Genomic DNA, 22,154 nt, shown 5'->3' on the forward strand with positions numbered 1-22,154 from the left:
CGAGACGGTGCCGATTTAGCGCGCCCTGCTCTCGCTCAGCGCCGCCTCGACCTGATCGAGGCGGTCCTTGCCGAAGAACATCTCGCTTCCGACGAAGAGGGTCGGAATGCCGAAGGCGCCGCGCGCGACCGCGGCTTCGGTATTGGCGGCGAGCTTCGCCTTGATTTCGGGCTCCTGCGTCCGCGCGAGCAGCGCGGGGCCGTCGAAGCCGTTTGCCGAGAGGAAGGCCGCGGCCACCTCCACATCGTCCATTTCCAGCCCCTCCTCCCACATCGCGCGGTTCACCGCGTCGATATAATCGTCGAGATTCCCCTCGTCCTCGGCGACGATGGCGCCGCGCATGACGAGCAATGTGTTGACCGGGAAATGCGGGTTGAGCCTGAATCGGGTCAGGCCGTGCCTGTCGATGAAGCGCCGCATCTCAAGATTTTCATAGGCGAGCTTGGCGGGGATGTCGGCATATTGCAGCATCGGCGCCCTGTTGCCCGTCGCCTTGAAGATGCCGCCGAGCAGGCAAGGCGTGACGACCAGGTCGGCGCCGGTGCGGTCGAGCAGCTCGGGCAGCACCTTGAGCGTCAGATAGGCGTTGGGGCTGCCGAAATCGAAGATGAGTTCGAGGGTTTTTCGAGGGGTTTGGATCACCATTTCTCTCCCCATGGCCGCAGGTCGAGTTCGTGCGTCCAGGCGCTTTTCGGCTGGCGGTGGAGCATCACATAATTGGCGGCGATGGCGTCGGGGTTCAGGATCAGCTCCTCCGCCTTCGCGCGGTCGAAATCGGGATGGCGGCCCTTGATGAACTCGGTGTCGATCGCGCCGTCGATGACGACATGCGCGACGTGAATGCCCTGCGGCCCCAGTTCGCGCGCCATCGACTGGGCGAGCATCCGAAGCGCCGCCTTGGCCCCCGAAAAGGCCGCGAAGCCCGATCCGCCGCGCAGGCTCGCCGTCGCGCCGGTGAAGATTATCGTGCCGCGCCCGCGTGGGGCCATGCGCTTCGCCGCCTCGCGCCCCATCAGGAAACCGGCGAGGCACGCCATTTCCCAGACCTTGGTGTAGACGCGCACGCTCGTCTCGCCGATCGGGAAATTGACGTTCGCGCCGATGTTGAACACCGCGACCTCGACCGGGCCGACCTCTGCCTCGACCTGGTCGAACAGTGCGATCATCGCCGCTTCGTCGCGGGCATCGGCGGGAAAGGCGCGCGCCTGGTGTCCCGCATCGCGGATCGTCGCTGCGAGCGCCTCCAGCGCGTCGGCGTGCCGTTCGCGCCGGGTGACGCAGGCGGTCAGCCCTTCCGCTGCGAAAGCGCGCGCGATGGCGCCGCCCGTGGCGTCGCCGGCGCCGATGATGATGGCTGCGGGGTTGGGCATCGCGACTCTCCTGTTGGCGATGCATAGTAGATATGATAATCATAGTTACAAGATATTTCTTTTCCCGGTGATGGAGGCTAATTCGACGCTCATGGAAAAGGGTTCGTCATTGCGAGCGCAGCGAGGCCATCCGGGGCGTGACAAGCCGCCCCGGATGGCCTCGCTGCGCTCGCAATGACGGGGAGCGAAGGTCGCTCATGCCGAGACGCGCGGATCTGTCGGATACTTTCTGCCCCGTCGGCCGCGCCGCCGAACTGCTCGGCGACCGCGCGGTGCTGCTGATCCTGCGCGAGCTGTTCTTCGGGCGGGGACGCTTCGAGGCGATCGCGGCGAGTAGCGGCCTTGGCCCGCAGCTTATCTCGGCGCGGCTCAAGCGGCTGGTGGCCGAGGGCGTGGTCGAGCGCCAGGCCTATCGGGAGAGGCCGCCGCGTTACGAGTATCGGTTGACCGCGAAGGGCAGGGATCTGTTCGACGTCCTCTACGCGATGCGGGGTTGGGCCGAACGCTGGGCCTATCGCGAGGGCGAGACCGGCGGTGGCCCGGCGATGCGCTATATTCACCGCACCTGTGGCGCCGACGTCGGCACCGCGACCGTCTGCCCCGGCTGCGGCGAGGTGCTGCGCTATGGCGCGCTGAAGGGAGAACCGTCGCCGGCGCTCAGGGCCGAGCAGGCGGCGAAGGCGGGCTGATCAGGCTTTTTCCAGCGTGCATTGCAGCGGGTGCTGGTTCTGCCGTGCGGCGTCCATCACCTGGTTCACCTTGGTCTCCGCGACCTCGTAGCTGAACACGCCGCACACGCCGACGCCCTGCTGGTGGACGTGGAGCATCACCTGCGTCGCCTGCTCGATGTCCATGTTGAAGAAGCGTTGCAGCACCATCACGACGAATTCCATCGGGGTGTAATCGTCGTTGAGCAACAGCACCTTGTACATCGACGGCTTCTTGGGCTTCGCGCGCGTGCGCGTCGCGATGCCGACGCCGGGGGTGCCGGGCGTGTCCTCATCCTTGTCCGCCATGGCGCGGATCGGGTCGGAAGGCGGAACGGAAATCATCATCCCCGGAATATCGCACGCGGCAACGGAATCGCAAGAGGGCGGGATGGTTAATCCCGCCTCTCGTCAAGGGTACGTCTGTTCACTCGGCCAGAAACGCATCGAGCGCCTTGGCGAACGCCTCGGGCTGATCGAGCATGATGAAGTGGCGGCTGCCCGGTACCATTTGCGCCTTGAAGGTCGCGACGTCCGCATATTGCGGCTCGAACGCCGCCTTGGCGGCTTCGGCCGGCATCGCGCTGTCGTCCTGCGCATAGAGCAGGGTCACCGGTGCCGTGATCTGCCCCAGTTCGCCGCGCAGGTCGGTGGTCATGTCGTCGTAGAAAAGCTGCGCGCTGACCCGCGGGTCGGACTCGCGCATCCAGCCCGCGATCGCGGTGCGGCCCGCGGGCGTGTTCGACATGGCGCCGGCCATGCTTGCCGCGCCGGGATCGGCGACCGGACCCGCCGGCTTCGGCTTGCCATATTGCGCGCGCATCGCGGCGGCCATCGCCTCGGCCTGCGGCTTCATCATCTCGGCCGTCGCGCCGGGGGCGAAGATGGTGCCGATGAAGGGCACGGCGTCGACGACCATCAGCCTGCCGACCTCCTGCGGCGCGCGCGCCGCGATCATCAGCCCGGTCAGCCCGCCGAGCGAATGGCCGACGACCGCGGGGGCGGGGCGACCCGCGTCGGTGATGCAATCGTCGATATAGTCGGCGACCTCCTGCATCATCGGTTCGAGCACCGGCCCCTCGGCGTTGATCCCCGCGTCGTCGTCGCCGAAGCCGCGCACCTGCACCAGATGCAGGCGATAGCGGCCCTTCAGCCGTTCGGCGGTCGCGTCCCACACCGCGCGCGGCGACGACAGGCCAGGGATCAGCACCACGTCGGGGCCTTTGCCTTCGACTTTTATCGTGACGCGCTTGCCCTCGATCAGCGGGGCGGCGCAGGCGGCGTCGGGCTCGGCCGCCCGCGCATCGGCGGCCACGACCAGCGCGGTGGCGACCCCAATGGCGATCGCGACGGCGGCGCCAAGCGAAATCTTCTTCTTCATCGCATCAATCCTTCAGGAAAATATCTTCGATCCGCAGCTCGAACAGGTCGGCGATGCGGAAGGCGAGGGGGAGCGACGGGTCGTATTTCCCCGTCTCGATCGCGTTGACCGACTGGCGCGACACTTCGAGCCGCTCGGCGAGATCGCCCTGGCTCCAGTCGCGCTCGGCGCGCAGGACCTTGAGGCGGTTCTTCATGCGCCGCGCATCCGCTGCCAGATTTGCGCGACGCCGAGCCCGATCGCCCAGACCGGCACGACCATCCAGCTTTCGACGTGCGGCACGACCTTGAAGCTTTCCAGAAAGCCCCACACGGTCCCCACGATCAGCAGGAAGCCGAGGCCGAACAGCGCATTGATGGCATAGCGCAGCTTCAGATATTCGTCGGTCTCCTCGACCAGATAGCGATAGAGCGCCCAGACGAAATAGATGATCGGCAGCGCCGGCAGTACCGCGATCAGCCACAGCAGCGGCCCTTCGGGTTTCAGCCAGTCGTTGACCGAAACGGCAAAGAACAGCGCCGCGACATAGGAGAAGGACCAGATCAGCCCGCGGCGGTTGTAGCGTTTGAGCGCGGGCGAGGTGCAGCCGGCGAGGTTGCCGCTGCGCTCGGTCGAGCGGATCAGCGGGATCAGCAACAGCATCGGCGGCAGCATGACGATCATCGTCCAGATGCCGTCGAGTCCGGCGAACCGCGCGCCGAACCCCGTCCCGAACATCGCGACGACGAACGCCAGCGCCCAGAGCAGCGGTGCGTGATTGGCGACGGGCGCGTTGTCGTCCGCCATCTCAGGCGCTCCGCGGACGCGGCAAGGAGGGATGAATGGCAGTCATTGGTCAAGCTCCCTTGTTAATCAGTCAAGGGACATTGACACCATCAGGTCATAAAGTCAAGCAACATTGACAAATTGATTGGCTTGCTTGTCGATAAGCGCTCGCAAGTGCGCGGAAATCCGGGGAAATCTATCCGATCAGGCGACTCGGCCAGCCGACCCGCACCAGCGTGTCGCCGGGGTCCGAAACCGCGAATTCGTACATGCCCCACGGCTTGTGAGTCGGCCCCTTGACCGGACCGATGATCGCGTCGCGGACCGCTTTGGCTATCTCGGCGACCTTTTCGGTGTAGAGATAGAGGCCGAACGGATTCTGCCCCGGCACCAGCCACTCCTGCGGCGATTCATTGGTCAGGTGAAGCTGCCAGCCCGCGCCGTCGTCGAGCAGACGATAGCTGCCGTGATCGCTCACGACCTTGAGCCCCAGCCGTTCATAGAAGGCTGTGCTCGCGTCGAGGTCGCGGCAGGGCAGGATCGCCGCGATGCTGTGGCGGGGCGCGTCGGACATGGCCCGAGTTTAACCGTGCGTTTCCGCCTCGCCAATCGGGTTTTTTGCACCGTGCCGCAGCCGCCAGTTGGCGAGATGCGCCGCCGCGAGGGCGATCGCGCCGGCCGAGGTGAACCAGCGGTCGGCGGCTTCGGGGTCTAACGCGCCGAGCCAGCCCTCATGGCCGGCGAGGCCGAGCACGAGGAGGCACAGTCCGCCCGCCGCGAGCAGCGCTGGCCCCGCGCGCCGGTGCCGCCGCCAGCCGCCCGACATGGCGGCGAACGCCGCGGGCGCCGCGAGCAGCAGGATCGCCGCGTGAAACGCATCGGGCAGCGCCAGCCACGCGCTGAGTGCCGGGGCGAGCAGCAGAACCAGCGGCAGCACAAGGCAATGGATCAGGCAGGCGAAGGACAGGCCGACGCCCATCACGTCGAACAGCCGCGCGCGGGAAGAGGGGAGGCACATGGGAGAGGGCTTTCGCAAAGAGGGCTGCGCGCCCAGATAATGATACATTGTATCATTGCAAGCGGTGATTGCGAATCCGCCCCTTGCCGCTCCCCGCGCATACTGGCAAAGGAGCGCAGTTTCACGAGCGGCGATCCTGGAACGACGGGTGTTAATCCTAAACCGTTCGCCCTGAGCTTGTCGAAGGGCCGTTCTTTCTTTCAAGGTCGAAAGGAAGGACGGTGCTTCGACAAGCTCAGCACGAACGGTTTGGCGGTGACGTCGATTTCAAGGTGCGCCGCTCTACCTGAAAGGCCTGTTTCCCGATGTCCGAGATGATCCGCGTCACCCTTCCCGATGGCTCTGCCCGAGAAGTCGCGCGCGGCACTACCCCGGCGCAGATTGCGGCGGATATCGGTCCCGGCCTCGCCAAGGCGGCGCTCGCCGCGAAGGTCGACGGCGAGGTGCGCGACATCCTGCGCCCGCTCGACGCCGACACGAACCTCGCGCTCATCACCAGCCGTGACGAGGCCGACGCGCTCGAACTCGTCCGCCACGACTATGCGCATATCCTCGCCGAAGCGGTGCAGGCGCTGTGGCCGGGAACGCAGATCACCTTCGGTCCCGCGACCGAGGACGGTTTCTATTATGACGTGAAGGCGCCCGAGAGCCGCGATCCCTTCTCGATGGACGACCTGCCCGCGATCGAGGAGAAGATGCGCGAGATCATCCGCGCCGACAAGCCGCTCCGCCGCGAGGTGTGGAGCCGCGACGCGCTGATCGCCAAATGGGAAAAGGACGGCGAGGTCTTCAAGGCCGAATGGGCGAAGGAACTGCCCGAGGGCGAGGACCTCACCGTCTATTGGTCGGGTGACGACTGGCTCGACATGTGCCGCGGCCCGCACCTCGCGAGCACGGGCAAGGTCGATCCCCAGGCGTTCAAGCTGATGCGCGTCGCGGGCGCCTATTGGCGCGGCGACCAGAAGAACGCACAGCTCACGCGCATCTACGGCACCGGCTGGCTCAACAAGAAGCAGCTCGACGCGCATCTCCACAAACTGGAGGAGGCTGCGAAGCGCGACCATCGCAGGCTCGGGCGCGAGATGGACCTGTTCCACCTGCAGGAAGAGGCGCACGGCAGCGTCTTCTGGCACCCGCACGGCTATATCGTCTGGCGCGAGCTCGAAGCCTATATGCGCCGCGCGATCGACGGCGCGGGCTACAAGGAGGTCAAGACCCCGCAGGTGATGGACGCGCGCCAGTGGGAGCAGTCGGGTCACTGGGGCAAATATCGCGAGAATATGTTCGTCATCCCCGACGAGATTCCGAACACCGAGGACGAAGGCCCGCTCGTCTCCGACGCCGCCGAATGGATGGCGCTCAAGCCGATGAACTGCCCCGCGCACGTCCTGATCTTCCGTCAGGGGATCAAGTCGTACCGCGACCTGCCGCTGCGCATCTACGAGAATGGCTGCTGTCATCGCAATGAACCCCACGGCGCCCTCCACGGCCTGATGCGCGTGCGCCAGTTCACGCAGGACGACGCGCACATCTTCTGCCGCGAGGATCAGATCATCGACGAGGTGCAGGATTTCTGCGCGCTCGCCGACCGCATCTACAAGGATTTCGGCTTTTCCTACGCGATCAAGCTGGCGCTGCGCCCCGACCAGCGCTTCGGCAGCGATGCGGTGTGGGACATGGCCGAGGCCGAACTGCGCGACGCGGTCGTCCGCGCGGGGCTGGCGACCGACGATTATGGCTGGGAGGAGTTGTCGGGCGAAGGCGCCTTCTATGCGCCCAAGCTCGAATGGCATCTGACCGACGCGATCGGGCGGACGTGGCAGGTCGGCACGATCCAGTCGGACCGCGTCCTGCCCGAGCGCCTCGACGCGAGCTATATTGCCGAGGACGGCGAGCGCCACCGCCCGATCATGCTGCACCGCGCGATCTTCGGCAGCTACGAACGCTTCATCGGCATCCTGATCGAACATTATGCCGGCCGCTTTCCGACCTGGCTCGCGCCGGTGCAGGCGGTGGTCGCGACGATCGTGTCCGACGCCGACGATTATGCGATCGACGCCGCGGCGCAGCTTCAGGCGGCCGGCATTCGGGTAGAGAGCGACCTGCGCAACGAGAAGATCAACTATAAGGTGCGCGAGCACAGCCTCGCCAAGGTCCCCTACCTGCTCGTCGTCGGCAAGCGCGAGGCGGAGGAAGGCACGGTCGCGGTCCGCACCCTCGGCCAGGACGGCCAGCGCATCATGCCGCTTGCCGAGGCGATCGCGATGCTGACAGCCGAGGCGACGCCGCCGGACCTGCGGGCGGCTTGACCGCCCTGCACCCGATCCTCGGCTTCGCGCCGCTGACGCTGGCGGGCGCGGCGGCGATGACATTCGGCGCCGCTTATGTGCGCGGGCTGACCGGCTTCGGCATGGCGATCATCCTCGTGCCGCTGCTCGGGCTGATCATTCCGCCCGCGCAGGCGGTGGTGCTCGGCATCCTGCTGCAACTGCTGATCGGGCCGGTGGGGCTCGGGCTGATCCACGCCGACGCCGACCGCGCGACGGCACTGCCCATCGGGCTGATCGCGATGGCGACGACGCCGATCGGCATGGCGGTGCTGGGCGTGACGCGGCCCGACGTCGCGCGGCTGCTCATTACTGCGGTCGCGGTGGGCGCCTTCGTCGCGGTGCTGCTGCCCAAGCAGCCGGAAGGGCATCGGCCGGGCCGCGGCGCGGTGATCGGCACCGGAGTCGCATCGGGCCTGTTGACCGGTTTCGCGGCGATGCCGGGGCCGCCGGTCGTGCCCTTCTATCTGCGCCGCCGGCTCGAGCCCCGCGTCGCGCGCGCCTCGATGCTGCTGATCTTCTTCCTGACCGCGATCGCCGGGACGGCCGCGGCGCTGTGGGTCGGCATCGCGACGAAGCGGCTCGCGCTGCTCGCGTTGCTGCTCTTCGCGCCGATGTGGCTCGGCAACCGCTTCGGCGGCCGCCATTTCGGCCGCGTGCCGCCGCATGTGTGGCAGGCGATGGTCGCGGTCGTGCTGGGCGTCGCGGCGATCTCGGCGGTGGTGCGACTGCTGAACTGAACGTCAGCCGCCAGCGAGGTGCGCCAGCGCGGCGCCGTCGACGCGCATCACCGTCCATTCGTCCATCATGCGTGCGCCGAGTCCCTTGTAGAATCCGATCGACGGCGCGTTCCAGTCGAGCACCGACCATTCGAGCCGCGCGCAGTCGCGTGCCGCGCACAGCTTCGCGAGATGGGCGAGCAGCGCCTTGCCGAGCCCCGACCCGCGCGCCTCGGGGCGGACGAACAGATCCTCCAGATAGAGGCCGGGCTTGCCCTCGAAGGTCGAGAAATTGTGGAAGAACAGCGCGAAACCCTGCGGCATCCCATCGATCTCGCCGATGATCACCTCGGCATAGGGGCGCGGCCCGAACAGCTTGTCGCCGAGCGTGGCTTCGTCGAAGCGGACTGCGTGCGCGAGCTTTTCATAATCGGCGAGGTCGCGGATGAACTGCGCGATCAGCGGCAGGTCGGCGGGGGCGGCGGAGCGGATGGAGAGCGTCATGGACGCCCTGTGTCGATGGGAGGTGCGGCTGTCAAATCCGCTTTCGCGCGAACAAGATCGCGAGTGCGGCGATGACGAGCGCCGGCTGGCCGATCACCGCGGGCGCATCGGCCCAGAAGGTCGCGGGGCCGCAAATGCCCGCCGCGACCTCATAGATGTGGAGCAGGCCGTGCAGGGTCAGCCACAGCCCGCCGACGACTGCGGCGCGCCAGTGACGGATCGGGTTCGCGGCGGCATAGAGCAGGATCAGCCCCGATCCCAGATAGGCAAGCCCGATGTCGCGGATGAAATGCGCGTTGGGCGGCCCGGTCGTGACGACGGTCGGCACGAAGACATACCAGTCGAGCGGCTTCGCCAGCATGAAGGCCCCATTGGCGATGCAGGTGACCGCGGCTATCAGCAGCAGGAACTGGGCGAGGCGGTCGAGGGTGGCGAATCTCGCGGGCATGGCGCAGGCTCCTCCAGCCATGAAAGGAGAGGATGCTACGCCGTGCTGACAATGTTGTGAATGGCCTTACGCCGCCTTGCCGTGCAGCCTGTCCATGCTCACCGCGCTCCCCGCCTCGATCTCGGCCGCCTTGGCCTCGACCAGCGCGACGATGTGCGCGATCATGTCGGCGTCCTCGACATGGTGGTCGGTGACGCCCGACAGATAGACCATATGCTTGCCGTTGCCGCCGCCGGTGATGCCGATGTCGGTTTCGCGCGCCTCGCCGGGGCCGTTGACGACGCAGCCGAGGACCGAGAGCGACATCGGGGTCTTGATATGCTGGAGCGCATCCTCGAGCCGCTGCACGGTGCGGATGACGTCGAAACCCTGCCGCGCGCAGCTCGGGCACGACACGACGCGGACGCCGCGGGTCCTGAGGCCGAGCGATTTCAATATCTCGTAGCCGACGCGCACCTCTTCCTCGGGCTCGGCCGACAGGCTGACGCGGATCGTGTCGCCGATCCCGGCCCACAGCAGATTGCCGATGCCGAGCGCCGACTTGACCGTGCCGCCGATCAGCCCCCCCGCCTCGGTGATCCCCAGGTGCAGCGGGCAGTCGACCGCCTCGGCGAGCTGCATGTAGGAGGCGACCGCGAGGAAGACGTCGCTCGCCTTCACCGCGACCTTATATTCGTGGAAATCATGATCCTGCAGCAGCTTGATATGGTCGAGCGCGCTTTCGACCAGCGCCTCGGGGCAGGGCTCGCCATATTTTTCGAGCAGATGCTTCTCGAGCGACCCCGCGTTGACCCCGATGCGGATCGCGCAGCCGTTCGCCTTCGCCGCGCGCACGACCTCGCCGACGCGCTCCGACGATCCGATGTTGCCGGGGTTGATGCGCAGGCAGGCGGCGCTGGCGTCGGCAGCTTCGAGGGCGCGCTTGTAGTGGAAATGGATGTCGGCGACGATCGGAATGCGCGCCGCGCGCACGATCTGACCCAGCGCCGCGGTCGAGTCGGTGTCGGGGCAGGACACGCGGATCAGGTCGGCGCCCGCCTCCTCGCAGCGGCGAATCTGGTCGATCGTCGCCACCGCGTCGCTGGTCGGCGTGTTGGTCATCGTCTGCACCGTGATCGGCGCGCCGCCGCCGACGGGGACGCTGCCCACCATGATCTGGCGGGATTCGCGCCGCGCAATGTCGCGCCAGGGGCGCAGGCCGGGATTGTGATCGCTCATGATGCGTGCCAAATGGTGGAGAAAGCCGCTCTTTAGACGTCCGGCCGCCGCTTGGCAAAGGGCAAGCGGATGGCGGACGCTGCTCCTGCTATTTCAAGATGGAGACTCTCCGATGACGATCCCGGCCAAGGCGTGTTTCGGCGCGCTGCTCGCCCTGTCCGTCCTGCCCGCGGCCGCGCAGGCGCAGGCCATCCCCAGCGGGCCGCTGACGGTGTCGGGCGGGGTCAGTGTCGTCTCCGACTATCGCTTTCGCGGCCTGTCGCGCTCAGACGGCAAGGTCGAGGTTCAGTCGACGATCAGCGTCGATCACGACAGCGGCCTCTATGCGGGCGTGTGGGGATCGGGCCTGCCCGATACGCCGCGCTATGGCCAGTATGAGCTCGACCTGTTCGCCGGCTATGCGACCGAGGTCGCGCCCGGCACATCGCTCGACGTCGGCGCTACCTATTATGTCTATCCCGGCCATCGCGACGGGGCGGGGGCGAGCGATTATGTCGAGCTGTCGGGGCGGCTGTCGCACGACCTGGGGCCGCTGTCGGCGACCGCGACGCTCGCCTACGCGCCCGACCAGAAGGCGCTCGGCCGCGACGACAATCTTTATCTGAACCTTGGGCTTTCCTCGGGCATTCCGAACACGCCGGTGACGCTGTCGGCGAACCTCGGCTACACCGACGGTGCGCTCGGCGCGCTCGCGGGGGACCGCAACTATCTCGACTGGTCGCTGGGCGCGAGCGTCGTGAACGGCCCGGTGACGCTCTCGGCGCGCTATGTCGATACCGATATCCGCAAGACGGGGGTGAAGGCGCTGGACCGGCTCTATGACCCGACACTCGTCTTCAGCATCGGCCTGTCTTTCTGATAGAGCGCGAAATAATCAGTCTCTTGAGATGAATATTTCATAATGAAATTGTTGCAATTTTGCAACATGGCCCATTTTTTAGGCAGAAACGCGATTTTCTGATTGTGCGCCGCAGCAGTTTCGCCAAAAGAAAGACCGTCTGAAAGGACTGGTCCGCGACAGAGGCCGGCCGTCAGGCAGCAGGCAGGGACGATCCACATCCAGCAAGGATCTGTCCATCATGAAGACTCTTTCCCGCGCGTGCCTCGGCATGCTTCTCGCCGCCGCGGCGCTTCCCACGGCGGCCCATGCCCAGAACGAAGACAGCGACGGCATCACCGTTTCGGGCAGCGCCACCGTCGTCAGCGACTATCGCTTTCGCGGTTTCAGCCAGTCGAACGAGGAAGCCGCGATCCAGGGCGGCATCACCGTCAGCCACGACAGCGGCCTCTATCTCGGCACCTGGGGTTCGAGCATCGGCTTCGCCAATGGGACGGAGATCGACGTCTTCGGCGGCTATGCCAGGGAAATCGCTCCCGGCCTGACGGCCGACGTCGGTGCGACGCTCTACCTCTATCCGGGCACGGCCAACAGCTCGGTGATCGAACCCTATTTCGCGGTGTCGGGCGACCTCGGCCCGGCGTCGGTCAAGACCGGCATCGCCTGGGCGCCGGGCGGACAGGACTCCCTGGGCGACGCCAGCGGGGTCTATCTCTACACCGATGCCGGCATCGCCGTTCCCAACACGCCCTTCACACTGAAGGGCCATGTCGGCTTCGCGAAGAGCGGCAGCTTCCTCGGCGGCGCCGACGGTGACGTCGTCGATTATTCGGTGGGCGTCGAGGCGAGCTGGAAGATGCTGACCCTCGGTGTTTCCTACGTCAACACCGATGCGCCCAAATTCGGCGGCTACAAGGAAAGCGTCGGCGCCGACGGCGCGGTGCTCTTCACGCTCGGCGCCGCATTCTGACGGAGGACCGGGGCGGCCTTGGAGGGAGGCCGCCCCCTTCCTGTTGGCGATTGGCTGGTCTCGGGTGAAACCCTGCTCTATCCTGCTGCGTCATGCTGAACTTGTTTCAGCATCCATGGCCTGTTCTCTCGGCCAGCGCTGCGCATCATTCGAGTGCAGGCCATGGACCCTGAAACCAGTTCAGGGTGACGAGATAGAGGGAATTATCGCCAGCGCAGATTGTCGCGCCCCAGATCGGCGAGGCTCTTCGCGCCCATCAGCTTCATCCCGCGTTCGATCTCGGCGCGCAGCAGGCGGACCGCGCGATCGACCCCCGCTTCGCCTGCTGCGGCGAGCGCGTAGAGATAGAGGCGCCCACCCGAACAGGCCTTGACGCCGACCGACAGCGCTTTCAGCACATGGGTGCCGCGGGTGATGCCGCCGTCGCAGATGACCTCCACTCTGTCGCCGACCGCGTCGACGATGTCGGCCAGCGCGTCGAAGGGCGACAGGCTGCCGTCGAGCTGGCGCCCACCATGGTTCGACACCATGATCGCGGTGGCGCCGATATCGGCGGCGCGCTTCGCATCCTCGACCGCGACGATCCCTTTCAGGCAGAAGGGGCCGTCCCATTGCTTGCGGATCGCCTCGGCGCGTTTCCAGTCGAGGCTTTGATCGAGCATCGTCGTGAAATAATCGGCGACCGACTTCGGCACGCTCGACCCCTCCGACACATGGGTCGCCAGATTGGGCAGGCTGAACTTTTCGCGCAGCACATAGTTGAGCCCCCAGCCGGGCTTGATCGCATAGCTCAGCATGTTGCGCGGCGTGAAGCGCGGCGGCGAGGTGAAACCCGATCGCAGGCAACGCTCGCGATTGCCGCCGACGATCGTGTCGACGGTCAGCGCGACCGCATCGAATTTCGCGTCGCGCGCCGCGTCGAGCATCGCGCGGTTCAGCCCCTCGTCGTGATGGACATAGAGCTGGAACAGCTTGGGCGCATCGGTCAGCGCCCCCGCCTCGGCGAGACTGACCGTCGCGAGGCTGGAGATGCCGGCGACGGTTCCGGCCTTCGCCGCCGCGCGCAGCACCGCGCGCTCGCCCTGCCAGTGGAACAATCGCTGGAGCGCGGTGGGCGACAGGAACAGCGGCATCGCCACCTCGCGCCCGAACAGCGTCGTGCGCATGTCGACGCTTTCCATTCCGGCCAAGACGCGCGGGATCAGGTCGCAACTGTCGAAGGCGTCGCGGTTGCGTCGCCGCGTGACCTCGTCGTCGGCGGCGCCGTCGATATAGTCGAACACCGGCCACGGCAGCCGCCGCTTCGCCAGCGCGCGGAAATCGTCGATATTGTGGCAGTCGGTGAGTTTCATTCCTCTAATCCCGTTCGTGTCGAGCGAAGTCGAGACACCCATCGTGATAGCGCCAGACCGATGGGCATCTCGACTTCGCTCGATGCGAACGGTGAAAAGGTGGAATAGACCATCGTCACGCCGCCCCGTCCACCAGCCGCCCCAGCGCCCAGCGCGGCTCGACCGCGCGCGCCGCATCCTCGACATGCGCCGCGACCCGCGCGCCGATCGCCGGGGCGAGGGCGAAGGCGCGCCCGGCGGCGCCACCGACCAGCCAGACGCGCGGATGCTTGGGCAGGCGGTCGAGCAGCAGGTCGCCGGTCGCGGTGCGGCAGTCGTGCGCCGCGGCGCTCGCGACCACCGGCGCCTCGGCGAGCCGCGGCAGGCGGCCGGCCAGCCATTGCCGGACCTCGGCCAGCGCGCGCTCATCGGCGCGGCGGTCGAAGCTGTCGGGATCGACGCTCGCGTCGGGCACGCTTTTCCACACCCGCACCCCGACCCCCTCGATGTCGGGCAGCAGGTTGAAGCCATAGGCACGGTCGACCAGTGCCGGCATCGCGGGCGGGCGGAACTGGGTGTCGCCCTGCCCGGGGCCGAAGTGGAAGATCTGGTGCCGCACCGCCGACAGCCGCTGCGGGGTCAATATCTGCGGGAACAGCTCGGTCAGCCACGCGCCGCTCGCATAGACCAGGCTGCGCGCGGTGCCACCGTCGGGAAGCATGTAGAGGTCGCGCCGCTTGTCGCGCAGCGGCGCGGGCATCACGACATCCTCGGGCGCGATCTGCGCGTCGAGGATGGCTTCCAGCACCCCGCGCCGCCCGGCGAGCATCGCGCCGCCCTTTTCGGCGACCAGCGCCGCCGCCTCGGGACGCCACGCGATCTGCGTGTAGCGCGGGCGGAGCTGCTCGCCGGTCAGCCGTTCGGCGCTGCGCGCCTCGATCGCGGCGAGCGCAGTTACCGCCTCACAGGGCGTGAGGATCGGCAGGCTGGCGCTGTCCGACAGCCGCTGCCACGCCTCTCGGCTCTCTTCGACCAGCCCAGCGTAGAGCGCGTCGCCGCCCTGCACCGGGTCGAGCATCATCGACGGCAGGTTGGACGCCGCGCGCCCGTTCCCCGCGCCATAGGCGTCGAACAGCCGGACGCTGAGGCCGCGGCGCACCAGATGCCACGCGGTCCAGGCGCCGAGCGCGCCCGCGCCCACGACCGCAACGTCGACCTGTTTCTCGGGCGGCCTCGCGCCCTTGCGCCGGCGCGAGCGCCGTGGTTCGGGCGGCTCCCTGCGCTTCGGCTCCTTCTTCGCCGCCGCCCCGAGCGCGAGTGCCGCCGGGGTGGCGGCCAGCGCGGCGAGCAGGCGCCGCCGATTCATCAGTCGCCCTTTTTCTTGTAATAGCGATAGCCGCCGACCCAGGTTTCGAGCGGAGTCATCTGGCGGATCTCGCTGGGGCTCGCGAGCAGAGGGTCGGCGCCCAGGATCAGGAAATCGGCGCGCATCCCGGGCATCAGCGTGCCGATGCGATCCTCGGCGAAGCCGGCATAGGCGGCGCTGCGGGTGAAACCATCGAGCGCGGTCTCGCGGCTCACCGCCTCCTCGGGGTGCCAGCCGCCGAAGGGCTGGCCCGCGGCATCGGTGCGCGAGATGGCGGCGGCGATGCCGGGAAAGGGATTCGCGCTCTCGACCGGCACGTCGGACCCGAAGGCCAGGCGGACGCCCGCCTTCTCCATGCTGCGCCACGCATAGGCGCCTGCCAGCCGCTCCGGCCCCAGCCGCGCCTCGGCCATCAGCCGGTCCGATGGCTGGTGGATCGGCTGCATCGAGGCGATGACGCCGAGTTGCATGAAGCGCGGAATGTCGGCGGGATCGACGATCTGCGCATGTTCGATGCGCCAGCGCCGCTCGCCAGGCAGGTCGGCGTTGAGGTCAGCGATCGCGTCGAGCGCCTCGGCATTGGCGGCGTCGCCGATCGCGTGGACCGCGACCTGGAACTTGTCCATCGACGCGCGCACCATCTTGTTGCGAAGCTGCGCGGGGGTCAGCAGCGGCAAGCCTTTCTGCCCCGGCGCGTCGGCATAGGGTGCCTTCAGCCACGCCCCGCGCGAGCCGAGCGCGCCGTCGAGATAGAGCTTCACCCCGACCATGCGCAGCTTGTCGCCATACAGCCAGGGCGTCGGCCCCGGCCCGCCGATCAGCGCCATATTGTCGATGTCGTGGCCATAGCTGATGATGCGGATCGCCAGCGCATGTTTGTCACCGGCGCGGCGAAAGCTCTGCCAGTCCTCGATCGTCGTGCCCATATCGGCGATCGTCGTGATCCCCTGTTCCAGCAGTTTCTGCTGCGCGAGCAGGAAGGCGCGGTCGCGGTCGCGCGCCAGCGGTTTGGGCACCGCCGCTGCAATGAGGTTGGCTGCGGCATCGACGAAGACGCCGCTCGGCTGGCCGTTCGCCGTCTCGATCCGCCCGCCCTCGGGCGCCTTGGTTTCGGCGGTCACGCGTGCGGTGCGCATCGCGGCGCTGTTCGCCCAGCCGGCATGGCCGTCGACGCGCTCGAGCCACACCGGACGGTCGGCGACCACCGAGTCGATATCGGCGGCGGTCGGAAAGCGGCCGAGTCCCCATTTTTCCTGGTTCCAGCCGCGCCCGATGATCCACGGCGTCTCGGGATTGTCGGCGGCATATTTTTTGATCGCGGCCTGCGCTTCGGCGAGCGAGGTCGTGTCGCTGAGGTCGAGTGTCATCAGCGAAAAGCCGAGCCCCATGACATGGCCGTGCGCGTCGATCAGCCCGGGGATCAGCGTTTTGCCCTTGGCGTCCTGCTTGAAATCGGGACGCTCGGGCCGCTTGTCCTTGCGGTCGAGCAGCGCCTTGACCTTGCCCTCGGTATCGATGACCAGCCCGGTGAAGCGGACGAGCTTGCCGTCCTTGTCGAGCGTGATGCCGTTGACATTGTCGATCAGCGTATCGGCGTGCGCCGGCGCCACGAACAGCAGGGCGAGGGCGGCAACGACCAAACCCCTCCCCTTCAGGGGAGAGAATGTCGCCCCCCTCACTTCGGAAGCCTTTCGACCAGCACGCTGGTATCGCGCCGTCCGTGCCCCATCGCCTGCAAATCGGCATAGAATTGATCGACCAGCGCCGCGACCGGCAGCACCGCGCCGTTGGCGCGCGATTCCTCGAGCGCGAGGCCCAGGTCCTTGCGCATCCAGTCGACCGCGAAGCCGAAGTCGAACTCGCCCTTCGCCATCGTGCCCCAGCGGTTGACCATCTGCCAGCTCGCCGCGGCGCCGCCCGATACCGCCTCGAACACCTTGTCGGTGTCGAGCCCCGATACCTGCGCAAAGCGCAGCGCTTCCGACACGCCCTGGATGACGCCGGCGATCGCGATCTGGTTGACCATCTTGGTCGTCTGGCCCGCGCCGGGGCCGCCGATATGGACGATGCGGCCGGCATAGGCGCGCATCACCGGCTCGGCGGCGGCAAAGGCGGCCGCGCTGCCGCCGCACATGATCGACAGCGTTCCCGCCTGCGCCCCCGATTCGCCGCCCGACACCGGCGCGTCGAGGCTGAGCAGCCCCAGCCCCTCGGCCTCGACCGAAAGCTGGCGGGCGATGCGTGCGGACACGGTGGTGTGGTCGACGAACAGCGCCCCCGCCTTCATCGCCTTGAACGCCCCGTCGCGTCCCAGCGTCACCTGCGCCAGATCGTCGTCGTTGCCGACGCAGGACAGGACGACATCGGCGTCCTTCGCCGCCTCGCCGGGCGTCGCCGCGGCCTTTCCGCCATATTGCTCCGCCCAGGCGTCGGCCTTGGCCCGGGTGCGGTTATAGACGGTGACGACGTGCCCGGTCTTGACGAGATGCCCCGCCATCGGTCCGCCCATGACGCCGGTGCCGATGAAGGCGATGCGCAATTTCTGTTCGCTCATGGCGTGGGGTCATAACGGCGGTTTGTTCATGGCGCTAGGTCGCGCGCATAATGCGCTTCCCCTTCAGCAGAAGGGGGCAAGTAATTCTTTCCCTCGGCCCGGCTTGCCGTTAGGGCCAGCCCCCATGGCAGACCTCGAAACGCTCACCGCCGCCGACTTTCCGGCGATCACCCTCGACGATGTGCGTGCGGCGGCGGAGCGAATTAACGGCGCGGTCGTGCGTACGCCCACCCTCAAGTCGCAGACCCTCTCCGAAATGGTCGGCGCTGAGGTGTGGTTGAAGTTCGAAAATCTGCAATTCACCGCGGCCTACAAGGAACGCGGCGCGCTCAACGCGCTCCTCCTCCTCGACGACGAAGCGAAATCGCGCGGCGTGATCGCCGCGTCGGCGGGCAATCATGCGCAGGGCCTCGCCTATCACGGCAAGCGGCTCGGCGTTCCGGTGACGATCGTGATGCCGAAGACGACGCCGCAGGTGAAGGTATCGCAGACCGCGAGCCACGGGGCAGAGATCGTGCTGTTCGGCGAGAAATTCGACGATGCCTCGGCGCATGCGCGGCAACTCGAAAAGGAACGCGGGCTGACCTTCGTCCACCCCTTCGACCATCCGCATATCGCGGCGGGGCAGGGGACGGTGGCGCTCGAGATGATCGAGGATGTGCCCGAACTCGACACCCTGATCGTGCCGATCGGCGGCGGCGGCCTGCTTACCGGCATGGGCACCGCGGCGCGGGGGATCAAGAACGACATGCGCCTCGTCGGCGTGCAGGCAGAACTCTACCCGTCGATGTATGCCGAACTCAACGGCGTCGACATGGCGTGTGAGGGCGATACGCTAGCGGAGGGCATCGCGGTCAAGGAGCCGGGCCTCTATACGCGGCGGATCGTCGCCCAGCTCAACGACGATATCGTGCTCGTCGCGGAACGGCACCTCGAACGCGCGGTCAGCCTGCTGCTCCAGATCGAGAAGACGGTGGTCGAGGGCGCGGGCGCCGCGGGGCTCGCGGCGATGCTCGCCCATCCGGACGCCTTCGCGGGACGCAAGGTCGGCCTCGTCCTCACCGGCGGCAACATCGACACGCGGCTGCTCGCCAACGTCCTGCTGCGCGACCTCGCCCGCTCGGGCCGCATCGCGCGGCTGCGCATCCGTCTCCAGGACCGGCCCGGGGCGCTGTTCAAGGTGATGAAGCTGTTCGACGAGAAACAGGTCAACATCATCGAAATCTATCACCAGCGCATCTTCACGACGCTGCCCGCCAAGGGTCTGATCACCGACATCGAGTGCGAAGCGCGCGACCGCGAGCATCTCGACAGCCTCGTCGATTCGCTGCGCGCCGCGGGCTATATGGTGACGACGGTCGAGCTGGCGTAGTTTGTTAAGCCCTCCCCGTCAGGTGAGGGCAGCGAAACTTGGCAGTCTTGAGCTTGTCGAAGGGCTGCCTGATTGCAGCGGGTGGGGTCCATCGGCCTTGCGCGAGGCTGATGGACCCCACCCCAACCCCTCCCCTGAAGGGGAGGGGCTTGCTATGGTCGTAACCATGAAATCCTTCACCCTCTCCCTCACCGCCACCCCCGACACCATCGACGAGCTCGGCCACGTCAACAACGCCGTCTGGGTCCAGTGGATTCAGCAGGTCGCGACCGCGCATTGGGACGCCGCGGCGCCGCAGAGCCACAAGGACGCCTATATCTGGGTCGTGGTGCGGCACGAGATCGATTATCTGCGCGCTCTCGGCCCCGGCGAGACGGTGACTGCGCGCACCTGGGTCGCCGACAAGCCGCAGGGGGCGAAGTTCGACCGCCATATGGAATTCACCGGGCCGGACGGGCGCGTCCATGTCCGCGCGCGCACGATCTGGGCGCTGCTCGACAAGGCGAGCGGCCGCCCGCTGCGAGTGACGGCACAGGTGGTGGCGCCCTTCCTCGACCAGCCATGACGAGCGGCTGGCGACCGATGCGCGTGGCGGACTTGCCCGCCGTCGCGGCGATCTCCGACGCTGTCCACGGCGCCTTCACCGAAGCGCAGCCGGTCTATGCCGAGCGGCTCGCGCTCTGGCCCGAGGGGTGCCATATCCTGGAAACCGGAGAGGGCGTTGCGGGCTATCTGATCGCGCATCCATGGCGGCTCGGCGCGCCGCCCGCGCTCGGCGCGATGCTGGGCGCGCTGCCGGCGCCGGCCGACGTCTATTATCTCCACGATATCGCGCTGCTGCCCGCCGCGCGCGGGACGGGCGCCGGCGCGGCGGCGCTCGGCCTCCTGCTCGAATCCGCCGCGGCGGCACGGCTCCCGCTCATCGAACTCGTCGCAGTGAATGGCGCCGACACCTATTGGCGCGCGCAGGGCTTCGACACGGTCGCGCCCGGCCCCTATGGCCCGGGATCGTGGCTGATGCGGCGCCCCGTCAATGCGCCACGCTCTTCGAAAACAGCGTCATGACCAGCACGCCCGCGACGATCAGCCCCGTGCCCGCGAGCGCGGGCGCGTCGAGCTTCTGTGAAACAGCCACGCCACCGCGGCGATCAGCACGATGCCGACCCCCGACCAGATCGCATAGGCGACGCCGGTCGGTACGTCGCGCAGGGTCAGCGACAGGAAATAGAAGGCGATTCCATAGCCGACGAGGGTGATGAGCGACGGGCCGAGCCGGGTGAAGCCGTCCGATTCCTTCATGAAGGAGGTCGCGACGACCTCGGACAGGATGGCGATGAAGAGATAGGCATAGGGCATGGAAACGGGCTCCTTCGACCGGCACCGATATGGCTCCGGCCCGCCCGCGTCCAGCCCGGGCCGTCAGGCGTAGCCGACCCAGCCGCGCCAGGTGAAGGCGGCATAAAAGGATTCGACTCCGGTGAAGCCCGCCGTGCGCAGCACCGCTTCGTCTTCTTCGGGGCTCAGCATCGCGACATGGGTGGCCACGGCCTGACGGCCCTTCGCCACCTGCTCGGGGTCGCCGCCCGAGGTGATGGCATAGGCGGCGTAGCGGTCGAGCCAGCGGTCGCGCGCACCGGCCTCTTGCGGGAAGCTGCCGTGTGCGGCGACGAAGGCCGCACCGGGCTTCAGCCGGCGGCGGATTTCCGCCACGGTGCGGATGCGCTCCGCGCGGTCGAGGAAGTGCAGGGTCAAAAGACAGGTCGCGCCGTCGAACGGCCCGATGGGGGCGTCGTCGATCGTGCCTTCGATCAGCTCGGCGCGAGCCGCGTCGGGACCCATGATCTTCGCGGCGAGATCGAGCATCGGCGCGGCGGGATCGACCCCGGTAAAGCGCCAGCCCGGATGCGCGTCCGCCATGGCCTTCAATTCGCTGCCGCCGCCGGCGCCGAGCACCAGAATATGCCCGTCGGCGGGCGCGCGCTCGGCGAGCAGCAGCCCGGTCATGCGGTGCAGCCCGTCGAGCCCGGGCACGAAGCGCCGCGGCCCTTCGCTATAGCGGGCGACCGCCGCCGGGTCCTTGAAGCTGTCGAGGAAATGTTGGACGCCTTCAGCCATGGGCATGATCCTTTGTCGAGGGGAGCGCGCCGCCATGCGGGCGTGGAAATCGGCGGCGAGCGCGGCGAGCGTCACCGCTTCGAACCGGTCGAGCAGCAGCGCCTCCGCCTCGCGGAAGCTGGTGTCGAGCGCGGCGTTGACCGCCTGCTCGACAAGGCAGCCGGGCGCGTCGGTGCGGTTGCCCATCGCCATCAGGTGTGGGCGGCCGATCGCGTCATAGACGTCGCGCATCGTGATGGCGGACAGGTCGCGTGCGATCGTCCAGCCGCCGCCATGCCCCTTTTCGGAGCGCACGAAGCCCGCCTCGCGCAGCCCGGCAAGGATGCGGCGGACCACGACCGGGTTGGTCTGCATCGCCTTCGCAAGGCTCGCGGAGGTCAGCGGCCCGCCCGCCTCCGCCATGTGGAGCAGGACGTGGAGCACGCCCGACAATCGGCTGTCGCGTTTCATGTAACTTCATATATTGCATGATAGCGGCAAATCAAGCCACGTTGCGGTGAAAACGGAAAACGCCGCTCGGCTTTGGGGCCATGCCGGTTTCGGCGACGTCGTAGCGCGCGACTTCGCGAAGGCGCGCCAGCGGCAGTGGACGCCGCCACGGATCGCCGACGAGCGCTTCGATGCCCCGATCGAGGCAGCGGTCGAGAAAAGCGGTGACCGCCTCGGCGAGATCGTCGGAATAGAAGAGATCGCCGATCAGGATCATGTCGACGTCGGGAAGGACGAGGCTCGCCGCATCGCCGGCGCGAATGTCGAGAGATACGGCATTGGCGGCCGCGTTGAGCGCCAGCGCTGCGAGCGCATGGGGGTCGGCATCGATCGCGATCGCGTCCCGGGCCCCGGCCTTCATTGCGGCGATCGCGACCAGCCCCGACCCGGCGCCGAGATCGAGCACCCGCCGCCCCGCGACGCGTTCGGGATGGTCGAGGACATAGCGCGCGAGCGCGAGCCCGCCCGCCCAATAATGGGCCCAATAAGGGGCTTCGTCCCCGGCGAGGCGCCCGACTCCGCTCGCTGGCACCGCCTTGTGCAGGTGGATTTCGGGAAGCCCGGGGACAGGCAGTACCGGCAGATGCGCGCGGATGAAGGCAGCGGCGTCGGGCGGGGTCATGCGCGGACATTAGAGCGGGAGGACGGCATGGGAAATCGTC

The 22,154-nt window shown here is 67.6% G+C and carries 25 protein-coding genes and 2 pseudogenes; 8 read left to right on the plus strand and 19 right to left on the minus strand.

The annotated features are described in order from the left end of the window. Positions 1-15: 15 nt before the first annotated feature. Both FHR21_RS12160 and FHR21_RS12165 read right to left on the minus strand, forming a co-directional pair. Positions 16-645, minus strand: a complete 630-nt coding sequence (locus FHR21_RS12160) for a 2-hydroxychromene-2-carboxylate isomerase (RefSeq protein ID WP_184098633.1) — start codon at positions 643-645, stop codon at positions 16-18. Continuing rightward, positions 639-1,370: an SDR family oxidoreductase gene (locus FHR21_RS12165; RefSeq protein ID WP_184098635.1), complete on the minus strand. Its 732-nt coding sequence runs from the start codon at positions 1,368-1,370 to the stop codon at positions 639-641. Before FHR21_RS12165 ends, FHR21_RS12160 begins: the two co-directional genes overlap by 7 nt. A 197-nt stretch (positions 1,371-1,567) precedes the next feature. On the opposite strand from FHR21_RS12165, the gene FHR21_RS12170 reads away from it, so the two are divergent. Further along, positions 1,568-2,059, plus strand: a complete 492-nt coding sequence (locus tag FHR21_RS12170) for a winged helix-turn-helix transcriptional regulator (RefSeq protein ID WP_184098637.1) — start codon at positions 1,568-1,570, stop codon at positions 2,057-2,059. On the opposite strand, the gene clpS is transcribed toward FHR21_RS12170, so the two are convergent. The 6 genes from clpS to FHR21_RS12200 all read right to left on the minus strand — a co-directional run bounded on the left by clpS (position 2,060) and on the right by FHR21_RS12200 (position 5,241). Further along, entirely contained in the window at positions 2,060-2,386 is a 327-nt protein-coding gene (gene clpS / locus FHR21_RS12175; protein WP_184098717.1) for an ATP-dependent Clp protease adapter ClpS, read from the minus strand. A 118-nt stretch (positions 2,387-2,504) separates the two neighbouring features. Continuing rightward, positions 2,505-3,458, minus strand: a complete 954-nt coding sequence (locus FHR21_RS12180; protein WP_184098639.1) for an alpha/beta fold hydrolase — start codon at positions 3,456-3,458, stop codon at positions 2,505-2,507. A 4-nt stretch (positions 3,459-3,462) separates the two neighbouring features. Further along, on the minus strand, positions 3,463-3,654 hold the full coding sequence (locus tag FHR21_RS12185) for a helix-turn-helix transcriptional regulator (RefSeq protein ID WP_184098641.1): 192 nt from the start codon (positions 3,652-3,654) through the stop codon (positions 3,463-3,465). Continuing rightward, positions 3,651-4,244: a hypothetical protein gene (locus tag FHR21_RS12190; protein WP_184098643.1), complete on the minus strand. Its 594-nt coding sequence runs from the start codon at positions 4,242-4,244 to the stop codon at positions 3,651-3,653. Before FHR21_RS12190 ends, FHR21_RS12185 begins: the two co-directional genes overlap by 4 nt. 175 nt (positions 4,245-4,419) lie before the next feature. Then, complete coding sequence (locus tag FHR21_RS12195) at positions 4,420-4,797, minus strand: VOC family protein (RefSeq protein WP_184098645.1); 378 nt, start codon at positions 4,795-4,797, stop codon at positions 4,420-4,422. Between the two features lie 9 nt (positions 4,798-4,806). Continuing rightward, positions 4,807-5,241, minus strand: a complete 435-nt coding sequence (locus FHR21_RS12200; protein WP_184098647.1) for a MerC family mercury resistance protein — start codon at positions 5,239-5,241, stop codon at positions 4,807-4,809. A 305-nt stretch (positions 5,242-5,546) separates the two neighbouring features. Here FHR21_RS12200 and thrS point away from each other — a divergent pair, with 305 nt between their 5' ends. Both thrS and FHR21_RS12210 read left to right on the plus strand, forming a co-directional pair. Next, a complete protein-coding gene (gene thrS / locus FHR21_RS12205) occupies positions 5,547-7,550 on the plus strand; it encodes a threonine--tRNA ligase (RefSeq protein ID WP_184098649.1) in 2,004 nt (667 codons plus the stop codon). Further along, positions 7,547-8,308 (plus strand): sulfite exporter TauE/SafE family protein, encoded by a 762-nt coding sequence (locus FHR21_RS12210; RefSeq protein WP_184098651.1) that lies wholly within the window; start codon positions 7,547-7,549, stop codon positions 8,306-8,308. Before thrS ends, FHR21_RS12210 begins: the two co-directional genes overlap by 4 nt. 3 nt (positions 8,309-8,311) lie before the next feature. On the opposite strand, the gene FHR21_RS12215 is transcribed toward FHR21_RS12210, so the two are convergent. From FHR21_RS12215 to ispG, 3 genes are all read right to left on the minus strand, one after another. Then, on the minus strand, positions 8,312-8,791 hold the full coding sequence (locus tag FHR21_RS12215; protein WP_184098653.1) for a GNAT family N-acetyltransferase: 480 nt from the start codon (positions 8,789-8,791) through the stop codon (positions 8,312-8,314). Between the two features lie 31 nt (positions 8,792-8,822). Next, positions 8,823-9,239: a DUF4345 family protein gene (locus FHR21_RS12220; protein ID WP_221235148.1), complete on the minus strand. Its 417-nt coding sequence runs from the start codon at positions 9,237-9,239 to the stop codon at positions 8,823-8,825. A gap of 66 nt (positions 9,240-9,305) precedes the next feature. Then, on the minus strand, positions 9,306-10,457 hold the full coding sequence (gene ispG, locus FHR21_RS12225) for a flavodoxin-dependent (E)-4-hydroxy-3-methylbut-2-enyl-diphosphate synthase (protein WP_184098655.1): 1,152 nt from the start codon (positions 10,455-10,457) through the stop codon (positions 9,306-9,308). 112 nt (positions 10,458-10,569) lie between these two features. Between ispG and FHR21_RS12230 the strand changes: the two genes are divergently transcribed. Together FHR21_RS12230 and FHR21_RS12235 are read left to right on the plus strand one after the other, a co-directional pair. Continuing rightward, the gene (locus FHR21_RS12230; protein WP_184098657.1) at positions 10,570-11,316 is read left to right on the plus strand and encodes a TorF family putative porin; all 747 of its coding nucleotides are present in this window, start codon (positions 10,570-10,572) and stop codon (positions 11,314-11,316) included. A 220-nt stretch (positions 11,317-11,536) separates the two neighbouring features. Further along, positions 11,537-12,265 carry a TorF family putative porin gene (locus FHR21_RS12235; protein WP_184098659.1) on the plus strand — a complete coding sequence of 243 codons (729 nt, stop codon included), beginning with the start codon at positions 11,537-11,539 and terminating at the stop codon, positions 12,263-12,265. A 203-nt stretch (positions 12,266-12,468) separates the two neighbouring features. Here FHR21_RS12235 and FHR21_RS12240 read toward each other — a convergent pair whose 3' ends face one another. The 4 genes from FHR21_RS12240 to FHR21_RS12255 all read right to left on the minus strand — a co-directional run bounded on the left by FHR21_RS12240 (position 12,469) and on the right by FHR21_RS12255 (position 17,516). Next, a complete protein-coding gene (locus FHR21_RS12240; protein WP_184098661.1) occupies positions 12,469-13,617 on the minus strand; it encodes an alpha-hydroxy acid oxidase in 1,149 nt (382 codons plus the stop codon). A 115-nt stretch (positions 13,618-13,732) separates the two neighbouring features. Beyond that, complete coding sequence (locus FHR21_RS12245; protein WP_184098663.1) at positions 13,733-14,962, minus strand: NAD(P)/FAD-dependent oxidoreductase; 1,230 nt, start codon at positions 14,960-14,962, stop codon at positions 13,733-13,735. Next, the gene (locus tag FHR21_RS12250; RefSeq protein ID WP_184098665.1) at positions 14,962-16,602 is read right to left on the minus strand and encodes an amidohydrolase; all 1,641 of its coding nucleotides are present in this window, start codon (positions 16,600-16,602) and stop codon (positions 14,962-14,964) included. The genes FHR21_RS12245 and FHR21_RS12250 overlap by 1 nt, the downstream gene beginning before the upstream one ends. A gap of 35 nt (positions 16,603-16,637) precedes the next feature. Beyond that, positions 16,638-17,516, minus strand: coding sequence for an NAD(P)-dependent oxidoreductase (locus FHR21_RS12255; protein ID WP_184098667.1), 879 nt, complete (start codon positions 17,514-17,516; stop codon positions 16,638-16,640). A gap of 124 nt (positions 17,517-17,640) precedes the next feature. Here FHR21_RS12255 and FHR21_RS12260 point away from each other — a divergent pair, with 124 nt between their 5' ends. The 3 genes from FHR21_RS12260 (at position 17,641) to FHR21_RS12270 (ending at position 19,953) form a co-directional block, all read left to right on the plus strand. Beyond that, entirely contained in the window at positions 17,641-18,888 is a 1,248-nt protein-coding gene (locus tag FHR21_RS12260) for a threonine ammonia-lyase (RefSeq protein WP_184098669.1), read from the plus strand. A 166-nt stretch (positions 18,889-19,054) separates the two neighbouring features. Next, positions 19,055-19,453, plus strand: coding sequence for an acyl-CoA thioesterase (locus tag FHR21_RS12265; RefSeq protein WP_184098671.1), 399 nt, complete (start codon positions 19,055-19,057; stop codon positions 19,451-19,453). Positions 19,454-19,470: 17 nt separating this feature from the next. Beyond that, positions 19,471-19,953 carry a GNAT family N-acetyltransferase gene (locus FHR21_RS12270; protein ID WP_246427197.1) on the plus strand — a complete coding sequence of 161 codons (483 nt, stop codon included), beginning with the start codon at positions 19,471-19,473 and terminating at the stop codon, positions 19,951-19,953. Here FHR21_RS12270 and FHR21_RS12275 read toward each other — a convergent pair. From FHR21_RS12275 to FHR21_RS12285, 4 genes and pseudogenes are all read right to left on the minus strand, one after another. Further along, a pseudogene (locus tag FHR21_RS12275) lies at positions 19,919-20,244 on the minus strand (SMR family transporter). The gene FHR21_RS12270 and the pseudogene FHR21_RS12275 overlap by 35 nt on opposite strands. Before the next feature lie 63 nt (positions 20,245-20,307). Next, complete coding sequence (locus FHR21_RS20715) at positions 20,308-21,009, minus strand: class I SAM-dependent methyltransferase (protein ID WP_476712844.1); 702 nt, start codon at positions 21,007-21,009, stop codon at positions 20,308-20,310. Continuing rightward, a pseudogene (locus FHR21_RS20720) lies at positions 20,996-21,453 on the minus strand (RrF2 family transcriptional regulator). The gene FHR21_RS20715 and the pseudogene FHR21_RS20720 overlap by 14 nt, the downstream one beginning before the upstream one ends. 31 nt (positions 21,454-21,484) lie before the next feature. Then, a complete protein-coding gene (locus tag FHR21_RS12285; protein ID WP_184098677.1) occupies positions 21,485-22,114 on the minus strand; it encodes a class I SAM-dependent methyltransferase in 630 nt (209 codons plus the stop codon). Between the last annotated feature and the right edge of the window lie 40 nt (positions 22,115-22,154).

Source organism: Sphingopyxis panaciterrulae (assembly GCF_014199295.1).
Classification (GTDB): Bacteria; Pseudomonadota; Alphaproteobacteria; order Sphingomonadales; family Sphingomonadaceae; genus Sphingopyxis; species Sphingopyxis panaciterrulae.